13 protein-coding genes are annotated in these 10,816 nt (G+C 65.9%); 9 read left to right on the plus strand and 4 right to left on the minus strand.

The genetic code is table 11. The features are described from left to right. Positions 1–465 precede the first annotated feature (465 nt). The 3 genes from HNR15_RS06270 to HNR15_RS06280 all read left to right on the plus strand — a co-directional run bounded on the left by HNR15_RS06270 (position 466) and on the right by HNR15_RS06280 (position 2,382). Complete coding sequence (locus HNR15_RS06270) at positions 466–975, plus strand: S8/S53 family peptidase (protein WP_179480033.1); 510 nt, start codon at positions 466–468, stop codon at positions 973–975. Next, a complete protein-coding gene (locus HNR15_RS06275) occupies positions 975–1,142 on the plus strand; it encodes a sigma factor-like helix-turn-helix DNA-binding protein (protein WP_179480035.1) in 168 nt (55 codons plus the stop codon). Before HNR15_RS06270 ends, HNR15_RS06275 begins: the two co-directional genes overlap by 1 nt. A 505-nt stretch (positions 1,143–1,647) precedes the next feature. Then, positions 1,648–2,382, plus strand: coding sequence for an SDR family oxidoreductase (locus HNR15_RS06280; protein ID WP_179480037.1), 735 nt, complete (start codon positions 1,648–1,650; stop codon positions 2,380–2,382). A 168-nt stretch (positions 2,383–2,550) separates the two neighbouring features. On the opposite strand, the gene HNR15_RS06285 is transcribed toward HNR15_RS06280, so the two are convergent. Next, positions 2,551–2,961 carry an ester cyclase gene (locus HNR15_RS06285; RefSeq protein WP_179480039.1) on the minus strand — a complete coding sequence of 137 codons (411 nt, stop codon included), beginning with the start codon at positions 2,959–2,961 and terminating at the stop codon, positions 2,551–2,553. A 123-nt stretch (positions 2,962–3,084) separates the two neighbouring features. Continuing rightward, positions 3,085–3,693 carry a flavodoxin family protein gene (locus HNR15_RS06290; RefSeq protein ID WP_179480042.1) on the minus strand — a complete coding sequence of 203 codons (609 nt, stop codon included), beginning with the start codon at positions 3,691–3,693 and terminating at the stop codon, positions 3,085–3,087. An 84-nt stretch (positions 3,694–3,777) separates the two neighbouring features. Here HNR15_RS06290 and HNR15_RS06295 point away from each other — a divergent pair, with 84 nt between their 5' ends. From HNR15_RS06295 to HNR15_RS06305, 3 genes are all read left to right on the plus strand, one after another. Further along, the gene (locus HNR15_RS06295) at positions 3,778–4,227 is read left to right on the plus strand and encodes a MarR family winged helix-turn-helix transcriptional regulator (RefSeq protein WP_179480044.1); all 450 of its coding nucleotides are present in this window, start codon (positions 3,778–3,780) and stop codon (positions 4,225–4,227) included. Positions 4,228–4,343: 116 nt separating this feature from the next. Next, complete coding sequence (locus tag HNR15_RS06300) at positions 4,344–4,688, plus strand: RNA polymerase sigma factor (protein ID WP_179480046.1); 345 nt, start codon at positions 4,344–4,346, stop codon at positions 4,686–4,688. 466 nt (positions 4,689–5,154) lie between these two features. Continuing rightward, positions 5,155–5,937 (plus strand): alpha/beta hydrolase family protein, encoded by a 783-nt coding sequence (locus tag HNR15_RS06305; protein WP_179480048.1) that lies wholly within the window; start codon positions 5,155–5,157, stop codon positions 5,935–5,937. Between the two features lie 628 nt (positions 5,938–6,565). Here HNR15_RS06305 and HNR15_RS06310 read toward each other — a convergent pair. Both HNR15_RS06310 and HNR15_RS06315 read right to left on the minus strand, forming a co-directional pair. Further along, positions 6,566–7,462 carry a trypsin-like peptidase domain-containing protein gene (locus HNR15_RS06310; RefSeq protein WP_179480050.1) on the minus strand — a complete coding sequence of 299 codons (897 nt, stop codon included), beginning with the start codon at positions 7,460–7,462 and terminating at the stop codon, positions 6,566–6,568. 637 nt (positions 7,463–8,099) lie between these two features. Then, positions 8,100–8,729: a TetR/AcrR family transcriptional regulator gene (locus HNR15_RS06315; RefSeq protein WP_179480052.1), complete on the minus strand. Its 630-nt coding sequence runs from the start codon at positions 8,727–8,729 to the stop codon at positions 8,100–8,102. 437 nt (positions 8,730–9,166) lie between these two features. Here HNR15_RS06315 and HNR15_RS06320 point away from each other — a divergent pair, with 437 nt between their 5' ends. From HNR15_RS06320 to HNR15_RS06330, 3 genes are all read left to right on the plus strand, one after another. Beyond that, on the plus strand, positions 9,167–9,373 hold the full coding sequence (locus tag HNR15_RS06320; protein ID WP_179480054.1) for a Flp family type IVb pilin: 207 nt from the start codon (positions 9,167–9,169) through the stop codon (positions 9,371–9,373). Positions 9,374–9,465: 92 nt separating this feature from the next. Further along, positions 9,466–9,870: a TadE/TadG family type IV pilus assembly protein gene (locus tag HNR15_RS06325; RefSeq protein ID WP_179480056.1), complete on the plus strand. Its 405-nt coding sequence runs from the start codon at positions 9,466–9,468 to the stop codon at positions 9,868–9,870. After that, entirely contained in the window at positions 9,858–10,802 is a 945-nt protein-coding gene (locus HNR15_RS06330; RefSeq protein WP_179480058.1) for a pilus assembly protein TadG-related protein, read from the plus strand. Before HNR15_RS06325 ends, HNR15_RS06330 begins: the two co-directional genes overlap by 13 nt. Positions 10,803–10,816: the final 14 nt, after the last annotated feature.

The following is a 10,816-nucleotide window of genomic DNA, read 5'->3' on the forward strand; positions in this document are numbered from 1 at the left end:
TCTCGTTCGCATCGGCCATGCATCGGTGAGGTTCCGGAGGCGCGGTCGCTTCGTGGGACTGACGCATCGACCGAACGTGGGCCCGCGGCGGACCGAGCCGGCCCACTGTGCGGTGCCGTCAATCCAAACTCGGGCTGGCCAGGTGTGGTCTCCGGCGAGAGTCATGCCTACTAGCGGGAGTCCGGTCAGCTGCCATTTGGCCGCGCGCGGGTGGCTGTGGAGCAGTGTTGCCCCGTGCCCGGCGCGTGCTGCTCTGTGGCGACGCGGAGCACGTATGCGCCGGTGATCGTGGCGTTGCCGTGCACCTGCCGTTCCCCGTCGCGCGGCAGTTCCACCGCCGCAAGGATTCGGGTGGTCCTTTGGGATCCTGTCCCAAGGAGACCCTCGCGTCCATGACACAGCCCAGGGGCTCCATGCGAAATCGGGTATGGCGAGGATCAGGACTGCCTCGACCATGGCATTGGAGTGACGGGCACGGTCCTGTACGGCCTCGTCGCACCCGGCCAGCGGGCACCGCAGCCGCCCCTGCCGGTTGAGGGCTTCCGCGTCCCAGCACCCACCGACGATCGGGACCTCGAGGGTTACCGGGTCCTGGACCAGATCAAGGCCGCGATAGAGAGTGGCGGCCACAAGCTGGTCAATCTCAGCCTCGGCCCCGAGGTCGCAGTGGAGGACCACCTCGAACCGAACCGATGGACCAGTGAGCTCGATCAGCTCGCCTGGGAGAACGAACCCTGCAGGTGCAACATCAGCTTGGTTGCGGCATCGCTGAACGACCAGGCCTCGGTCGACGCATCCGGGGGTAGGTGTCCCGGCCGGTCGCGTTACAACGTCAAGACCCCCAGTCGTATCGCGCCGACCTGCAACGGGAACGCGAAGACCGTCTCGACCCCAACGATCAGCGCCCCCTGCCCGAACCCTGACCACCGCGCCATCGCGGTAGCTCTGACGTGCGGTTCAAGGACTGGACGGTGATGGCTCGAGGCATGATGCTGCACCTGCGATTCGCCGAGGACCTGACCCAGCAGCAGATCGGTGTGCGCCTGGGAATCAGCCGGATGCAGGTCTCCCGTCGACTGTCCTCGGTCATTGCCCGGTTGTGCGCCATCTTGACGAACGGCGCGGCGGAAGCGGCCACGTGACGTGAGGCCCCGAGGCACTACTGACCGACCCCGACTACCCGGTGCGCAGCGCCGGTCACGCAGAGACCGGCGCCGATGCAGCCGCCGAGGGCCACGCGTTCCTCCTGCGCGAGTACGGCTCAGAAGAAGCCCTCGTTGAAGAGATGCGCCCCGGCCGCCCCCAGGTCGGCGACACGAAGCGCGGAGCCTCGCCCACGGTTCGTGGCCGAAGCTCGTCAGCTGACAAGCCACAGCGAGCCATCAATGGAAGGTCAGGACGCCCGGTCAGGGCAGGGCAGCAGCCCAGTTCAACCTTGACATCGTGGCTCATCGACACCCTGCTGACCCACTTGGGGAGAGCACTCCATGGCCCCAGTCCACGTCGACCGTCGCCGGTCGAAAGGGCGCTCACGACCGACCGCTCCGGTGTCGAAACGGCGTCCGCATCACTGCCATCGACGTCAGCGACGTCATCCTCGAGAATGACCTGGACCCGCTGTGCCACGACCACCGGACTGAAGAGCTAATGAGTGAAGCGAAGGCGGCCCTGGTGACCGGGGCATCTCACGGAATCGGCGCGGCGATTGCCGTTCGGCTGGCCGCGGACGGCTTCGGCGTGCTGGTGAACTACCGCAGTGACCGAGCGGCTGCCAACAGCGTTGTTGCCTCGATCATCGACGGCGGGGGACGGGCTACAGCGGTTCAGGCCGATGTTGGCGATCCGGATCAAGTACGCCGTCTGTTTGATGCCGCGGAACAGTCTTTCGGCCGAGTGGATGTCGTGGTCAGCAATGCGGGGGTAGGACACACAGCGATGATCGCGGATGTCACCGACGCTGAGTTCGAGACCGTGTTTGCGGTGAACACCCGGGCCACGTTCGCGGCGTTACGCGAGTCAGCTCGCCGGTTGACCGCAGGCGGCCGAATCATTGTCATTTCTCGCTCTCGTCTGGCGCCGCGCCCAGGCGGGGGCTTATATGCGGCGAGCAAGGCGGCCGGCGACCAGCTGGTACGCGCCGCAGCTCACGAGCTCGGCCCGCGCCACATCACCGTCAATAGTGTGCTGCCGGGCGCGACCCGCACGGCCATGTGGACCGACAGGGCCGATAGCACCGGCGAGGCCCAGAAGACCATCGCCGCGACGGCACTGGGTCGCCTGGGCGAACCCCAAGACATTGCCGATGTGGTTGCCTTCCTTGCATCCGACGCCGCTCGGTGGATCACCGGAGAAATGATCGCCGTTGACGGCGGGTTGGCATGACGCCACCGACAGGTGCATTGGTTCAACTGGTGGGTGCCATCCGAATGGTGTACGTGTGCACCAGAGCACGCCGGGACTTGAGCTACTGGTGAGGATCGGTTCCGGACCGCTGACTGATGCTTCCACTTCCACTATGCAAGTGGTCGCACCAGTCAGCGGTCGAGTCGGTCAGACCAGGCCGAGCTGGGTCATGATGCCGAGTTCGTCGCTGCTGCCCCATCGTTCGACGAGCTTGCCGTCGGCGAATTTGCTGATCTGGACTCCGCGTACCTGGAAGGCTTTGCCGGTGGCGTCGTGGCCCTGGAACGGGCCGTTGTGGGTGCCGGTCAGGGTGTAGGCGAACGCGACCTGGTCGTCGTCGGCGACCAGGGTCTCGACCTCGACATGCAGATCGGGGAACGCGGTCCGCATGTCGGTGAACATCGCCTTGAAGCCCTCGGGGCCGGTGCCCTGGCCGGGTGCGGGGTCATGGTCGACGGCATCGGGCGCGACGAGCTGGTCGAACGCGTCCAGGTTGCCGGTGTTGACCGCCTCGCCGAAGGCTTCCTGCGAGGCGATGTTGGTCTTTTTATCGAACACGTTGGTGTCTCCTTGATGGTTGGTGTCGTGTAGTTCGAACCGGTCCAGGGCAGCGGATGGGATCGCAACCGGATTGGGGTGAAGTGCTGACGAATCCGCGACTCCGCGGGCTAGGCAGGGGTGTCAGCTGGTAGCGGGGTAGGCGTTCGCCTGCAGGAGGTGTGCCAGGTGGACGGCGTTGGCTGCGGCGATCTTGGTGGTGCTCGCGGTCTTCTCGGGGGTGGCGTCGAGGTCTTTGTAGTCGGTGGCGTGCATGGCTTCGCCGTTCCAGTAGCTCACTCCTTGCGCGGGGATGCTGAACCCGACGTCGTTGAGGCATTGGAAGACGATGGCGCTGATGTGGTGGGCGCCGTCCTCGTTGCCGACGACGGCCGCGACGGCCACCTTGCCGAACGTCAGGGGACGACCCTGCTCGTCGGTCTCGGACAGTTCTGCGTCCAGGCGTTCCAGGACGCGTTGGCAGATGCTGCTGGGCTGGCCCATCCAGGTGGGGGTGGCCAGGATCACGATGTCGGATGCGATCAGCTGGGCCCGGATCTGCGGCCACTGGTCGCCGTCACCCATGTCGGCCTCGACGCCGGCCTTGACGTCATGGTCGGCGACCCGAACGACGGTGGCCTCCACGTCGGGCATCTGCTCGATGAGCTGGCGGGCCAGCAGATCACTGCTGGAATCGGACGAACTGTCGCGCAGGCTGCACACCAACGCCAGCACACGAAGGGACTGCGTCATCACGTTCTCCCCATCACTTGAAATCTGACCTTGCATGCAAGATACTTGCACACAAGTTTTCCTATCGCCGACAGACTGGATCAAATGACCACGATCACCCCAGCCCCGGACCCTTCGTTGGAGTCGATGGTCTGCTTCGACCTGTACGCGGCTTCTCGTGCTGTGACCGCGGTGTACCGGCGGCTGCTGTCGCAGTTCCACCTGACATACCCGCAGTACCTAGTTCTAATCGTTTTGTGGCGCACACCGCAGCCGACCATCGGGGAGTTGGCCGAGGCGGTGCGCTTGGACTACGGCACGCTGACCCCGCTGCTGCGGCGGATGGAACGAGCCGGTCTGGTGACGCGCTCTCGCCGTAGCCGGGACGAACGGGTCGTGACCGTCTCCGCCACCGAGGCCGGCGCGGCGCTGCAAGAGCAGGAGCCCCACATCAGGGCCGTCATCACCGAAGCCACCGGTCTGGCCCCCGAGGAAATGGCCGCACTACAGCAGACCCTGCGCACCATCGCCGCCACGAGCCGCAGGTTCCAGTGACGTCGCCGCTGCGCAGATGTCAGGTCGGACTTACTTCCTGGAACGCGCCCATCAAGCGGCCGCTACCGCGTCATGGCTGGCAGACCGTGCCGATAGAGCGCCGGTGGGGCACACAGGTGGCTGCTGCCGCCGGGGGAGACCGGGCCGCGTTCGCGCAGATCTACGACATGACGACCGGCCTGGTCTATGCCCACCTGGTCGCTATGCATGGTGATCGCCTTGAGGACCGCTTGCAGGAGGCGTACTTGCAGTACTGGACGCAGCTACCCAGCCTGGTGCAGCAGCGATCGATGTCCAGCGTCGTCGCGTGGCTTGTACAGGCTGCCGAGAACATCGATCACGCCATTGCGCCCCCCACTGTGCTCACGAGGAAACCCGCGCTCAGGATCCTGCCCGAAATGACGGGCCAGCCGGCGGTGCCCGCGGCTGTGGTGCGGGCGACCCCGAAGACCGACGTATGACGGACCCGCTGAGACGCGTACACCGTGGTGTTCGGGGTGCGGCGTGACACCGCGCGTACCCATCGAGGGGCTCAGGGCTCTCCTGGAGAAGGCCGCCCGTCTTGATCGTGAACTCGGACCGGACAGTGACATCGAGTGGGCCGTGGTCGAGATGGTCACCCGCCCCGAGTCTGCGACCCCCACCAGGGGATCGGCTCACCCAGAAGGCACCGTCGGTGACACCACCGTTCTGAGACCAGCTGCGACACGGAACGTACCGACCGCGGGTGACTCCCCACTTTTTGCAGGACGCCGCTGACCGTGCCGCTGGACAGGCCGTTGGCCTCGACGAGCTGGGTCGGGGTCATGGGCCCGTGGACAGTCAGCAGGCTGAGGAACCGAGAGTCGCCGGCGCCGAGTCTGAGTCGCTGTGCGACTCCGCGCCTCGGTAGCGCACAGGGGGTCGGCTCATCCAGAATCAGTGGGCATGCGCGTAATTGAGGATGTCGTCGATGACATCCCCGTGGTGTTGTTGATTCCTGAGACCCTGTCCGCGGACCGGGAGCTCGTGCTGTGGCTCAGCCACCTTGGTGGGTCGGCCGAGAAGGAACGGCCCACGATGACTCGGCTGGCGGAGCGGGGGCACCCGGTTGTGAGCTTCGATCCGCCGGAGCACGGCCGACGCGCCACGGCGACGGACGCGCGGGTCTTCGCCGCCGAGGTGTTGGCGGCGTTCCGGTTGCGGATGTGGCCGCTGTTGGGCCGGACCACCCTGGAATCCATGCGCGTGCTGACGTGGGCACAGCACCGGCTCGACCGCGTAGGTCCAGTGCTCGCCGGTGGCGTCTCGATGGGCGGCGACGTGGCAATTGCACTTGCCGGAGTAGACAATCGGATCCGCCGAGTCGCGGCCGTCGGGTCCACCCCGAGTTGGGAGCGACCCGGCATGCGCAGCCTTACCGATCCAGCCGACCTTCTTGACCAGGGCGAAGCTGATCCCTATTCCGCGTGGTTCGCCGCACAACTCGATCCAGTCCGGCACCTCGACCATTATCTGCGGGACGTCGGCATCGCCTTTGAGCTCGGCGGCGAGGACCATCACATCCCAGCGGGTAACGCGCAGGACTTCCGACGGGCACTCGTCGATCGTGATCCGGCCGCTGGTGATCGCGTTCGGATTACCGTCCGTGACGGTTTGGATCACTTCGGTGTCACCACCGACCAGGACGCCTTGGAAGCAGCGGCCGAATGGTTGATGACGCCCGCCTGACTCGGTCGCACCGTGAGAGGCCCCCGAGCGGCAACGGTGGTGCGGTCCGGACGTCCTGGCCGGTCGGGTCGGGCAGCGGAGCATGCCTGGACATGTCGGCGTCAGGTCGAGGCGGTCGAGGTGACGAGCAGTAGCCGCTTCAGCGGACCCCTGACCAGCACGTGAGGATCGCGCTTGGCGAGAACGGCAAGGCGCCGGCGCGGCAAGGATGACCCAGGTAAATCAACCGACGTACGGTAAGGCCGGCCCTGCACGCCAGCGCTGCGGCGTGGGCGCATGGCGACCCGAGCGCATGACACTCTCGCGTGGTCTTTGCTGTGGCGTGCGGCAGCTCCGTCTCGTACCAGACCAGAAAAACACTTGGTGTCAATTTGCCAACCTGGCAAGTGCAAGTGGTCCAAGAGTGGGGAGCAGGTACTTGCGTAACCAGATGCGGTGAGCGCGGCGGGTTGAGTCTTGCAGCGGTCCGCTCCTAGTTCGGCGCATTCGTAGCCAAGTCGCAGCGAACCGAAAGGCCCCTGATCTGCGCAGACGCAGGTCAGGGGCCTTTCAATGCCCGGTGCACGGGTCGGACCCTGAGGTCAGCCCGAGCACGGCGATCGCCGGCGGTGATCTGGGCCGGTGTTCGTCAGTTGGCAGGGCCCGCGCTCAGGACGACGGTGGCGGACTGTGATTGTCCTTCTTGGTCGGTCCAGGTGATCTTGACGTGTTGGCCAGGTCGATAGGTCGCCAGGATGGATTGCAGGCTGGTGGGGTCGGTGACCTGGTGGGCGCCGATGGCGGTGATGACGTCGCCGGCACTGAGACCGACGTGAGCGGCGCCGGTGTTGGTGAGTACCTGCTCGACTATGGCCCCGGTCGTCGAGTAGGTGGGATCGCTGGACAGCGAGATTCCAAGAAATGCCGGATAGCCCTGATGCACGGTGCTGCTCGTGGTTCCGCTCTCGATCTGAGCCGCAATGCGCAACGCAGATCCGATAGGGATGGCGTAGCCCTTGGTCGTGCTCTCGACAGTGGTGACCTGGACCGCCGTGTCGATCCCGATGACCCGCCCGGCGGCGTCGTAGAGCGGGCCCCCGGAGTCGCCGGCCTGGATGTCGGCGTTGATCTGGATGAGCCCGTGCAGCGTCTCTGCGCTCGACCCGTCCTCATCGGACGCGGTGATGGTCGCGTTCGTGGTCGTCACCTGACCGGTGGAGGCGCTGGGTGTGCCACCGGCGCCGCCGGCATTCCCGACTCCGACCACCTGTTCCGAGGTGCCGACCGTGGCCGAACTGGTCTTCACCGTCTTGAGGCCGGCTGCGCCCTGCAGCTGCAGGACAGCCACGTCCTGGGTGGGATCGGTCCCGACGACCTTGGCGGTGTAGCTGGCCCCGGTGCTGACCACGGTCACCTTGATGCTGGTCGCTCCGTCGACGACGTGATTGTTGGTCAGCACCTCCCCGGTCGAGGTCAGCACCATTCCAGTGCCTGCGGCGGACGCGTCCTGATAGCCCAGCACCGTGTCGATGTCGACGACACCCACCTCTTCGGCAGCCGTGGCCCGCGGAAGCGTTGAGGAAGCAGCGGTGGCGCTGGGGCCATTGAGCTGACCGCGCGGTCCAGGTGCGGACCCGGAGCCACCTGACGGGGCGCCACCGGACCCTGCACCGCTCGAGACCTGGGGAACTACTGCCGACGGTGCCGTCGGGCTGTGTTCAGCCCATACGGCGCCGCCGGCACCGATGGCGATCGCCGCCGCGATCCCCGCCGCAGCCAGTCCTCGCCCCCTGCGGTGCCCCGCGTGTCTGCGATCGTGCCGGGTCTGGACCAGTGCGGAATCGCTGAAGTGCGCCCGGTAGGGACCGTCATCATGCGGGAACTGGGTCATTGCGGCCTCCTGCGGCTGCTAGGCAGTGTCTCGACCCGCCGAGAGAGCGTCCGTGACAACATCCAGTAAGAGTCATCGACCCACTCATGGCATGTGGAAAGTGAGTGCGTCCGCTGTGAGGGCTGCCGCTCGGCAAGTACGCCGATCGGCCTACCCGAGACCATGACACTCCTGAGTGGTGCCTCGTCGTGCGGAAGCTGAGATTCGTGGCGATTCAGAACGACCGCAGGAGTCGATCTGTCAGTTGAAACGATGTCGGGACGCCTCGGAAAGGGGGAGCGCCGGCCGTACGTCAGTCGGTCGCGGGGGTGTTCGGCGGCGCTGGGAGTCCGGCGCTGAACTGGTCGAAGGCTTCCTCGATGAGTTGGCGCAGGCCGAGCGTGGAGGTCGTCGCAGCCGCCCATATCTGCATGGCGGACTTGACGGCGGCGATGGCGGCGGCGGCGGCGAGCCACGGGTACAGGTCCGTGGTGACGCTGGTGCCGGTGCGTGTCGCGATCGCGTCCCGCAGGGATTCCTCGAGCTCATCGAACCGGGCCGTCTCGAATGGCCGCAACGAGGGGTACTGCAGGCTGAGGTCCATCTTGCGCAGGCTGAGCTCGAGCTCTTCGGGGCTGTGACCCACGACGAAATCGCTCAGCAGGGCGCGCAAGGAGAGCAACGGGTGCTCACCCGCGGGCCGTTCCTCGAACTCGCCCAGCAGTGTCTTCGACGGCTGGGTGCCCGCGGCCACGATGGCCTCCTCCTTGCAGAGGAAGTAGTTGGAGACCGTACGGGGCGAGACGAACGCGACTTTCGCGATCTCCTCGATGGTGACGTTCTCCAAGCCCTTCTCCAGCGTCAGGTCGAGTGCAGCGTCTGCGATCGACTCGCGAGTTTGCTGTTTCTTTAACTCGCGCAGACCAGGAGTTTCCGTACCCATGACGGTCACTATAGATCCTCTCGAGCGTAGTGTGCAGATATTGCAACGTTACGCGTCGCGCATCATTGCGCCTAGGAGGATCGCCGCTGTCATCTCAGATGTCGCAGATCGATACCAGGAGTTCCTGCTCGTCCTGGTAGCGACCGCCCCGCTCATCGCGCGATGCGATCGGCCATGCGTCGAGCGGGGACATGGAGTCGAATCAATCTGTTAGAGAACATGATTCGGTCCCGCGCGCCGTGATCTTCCGCAGTCAGCCGGCCCGTCTCGGGAGACGCTGAGCCGTCGTCTGTGCAGTCGGAGCAAAGATGCCTAGAACTAAACCTTGCGCAGACAGCAAACTTATGGAACGCTCACCGCCGACGCAGATTCGCCAGAGTCGGCGCCTACTCACGAAAGATCCGGCGACGACCGGTTCACAACCTAGGAGATCCGAAATGAACGCTGCTGCCGCGTACTTCTTCACCACCCTGGTCGGTCTTCAGGACCGCCTGCAGACCCGCAAGGAGCGCGGCGCGACGGCCGTGGAGTACGGCCTGCTGGTCGGCCTCATCGCGGTCGCCATCATCGCGTCCATCGGTCTCCTCAGCACCCAGATCCAGAACATGTTCTCCTCCGCCGCGACCAGCCTCACTGGAAAGTGACGCGTAGCTCCTAGCAGCAGTCGATGGGTGATCCAGGCGCCGCGGTCCCGCTGGGACCGCGGCGCTTGGCGCGTAACCGAGGGAGGTTGGACATGAAGGGACGAAGGCGTCGGCTTCGCGAGCGCGGCGCGGCTGCGGTGGAGTTCGCCCTGGTGGCCCCCCTCCTGATCCTGCTCGCCGGGGGGATCATGGAGTTCGGCCGCGCCTACGAGGCGCAGACCACGCTGTCGGGTGCAGCGCGGGCAAGCGTGCGCGTGATGGCGCTGAGCAACGATCCGACGGCTGCCCGCACCGCCGCCAAAAGTGTGGCGTCGTCATCTTCGATCACTCTGTCGGACAGTCAGATCGCGGTATCTCCGGCGAGTTGCGCGACCAGCGGTGCGACGCCGCCCGCGACAGCCACGGTCACCATCTCCTACCCACTCCACTTCTTCACGAATCTGTTCGGTACCGGCGTCACGCTGACCGGCAGGGGAAGCATGCGATGCAACGGCTGACGCAGGAGCGAGGAGCGGTATCGGTCGTCGTGGCGCTGCTGATGGTCCCACTGCTGGGATTCGCGGCACTCTCCATCGACATCGCGGGTATGTGGTCCGAGCAGCAGCAGCTGCAGAGCGGCGCGGATGCCGGCGCGCTGGCCGTCGCCCAGGACTGCGCCCGCAACAACTGCCAGACCCCCTCGCAGACGGTGCAGACGATGGCGACGGCCAATGTGAACGACGGCCTGGCAACGGCCACCGTGACGCCCGGGGTCACCCCGACCAGCGGTCAGGTGACGGTGTCGAACGCCGGCGTCCGTCACTATCTCTTCGCCGAGGTGCTCGGGCACTCGCAGGCCACGATCACCACGACCGCCACCGCGGGGTGGGGGTCGCCCACCGGCGGGACGGCGGCCCTGCCGCTCACCTTCTCGATCTGCGAGTTCAATGCCCAGACCGGGGGCGGCCTGCCCTCCGGCACCACGACCAGGGTGATCTACTTCACGAAGTCGTCCGGCACCAACTGCACGGGCCCTTCGCACAACGCCGTTCCCGGCGGGTTCGGCTGGGTCACACCGGACTCCGGGACGTGCAGCGCTACCAGCTCCACCAGCTCCATGCTGTCGTCCTCGACGGGATCATCGGTGCCGGGTGGCTGCACTGCGGCGAACATCGCGGCACAGCAGGGCCAGGTGGTGCTGCTGCCGATCTTCGACCAGGCGTCCGGCAACGGTGCGAACGCCTCGTACCACGTCTACGGCTACGCCGCCTTCCGCTTGGTCGGGTACAACTTCAAATCCAAGTACACCTTCAACGCCAGCGAGTGCCTCAAGCCGAACGTCGACTGCATCAAGGGCTACTTCCTGCAGTTCGTGGACATGAACTCCGCCTTCCACTACGGCAGCGGGGCGCCCAATCTCGGCGCCTCCGTAGTCACCCTTACGAAGTAGAAAGACACCTGCTC

Origin of the sequence: Allobranchiibius huperziae (genome assembly GCF_013410455.1) — a bacterium.
GTDB lineage: Bacteria > Actinomycetota > Actinomycetes > Actinomycetales > Dermatophilaceae > Allobranchiibius > Allobranchiibius huperziae.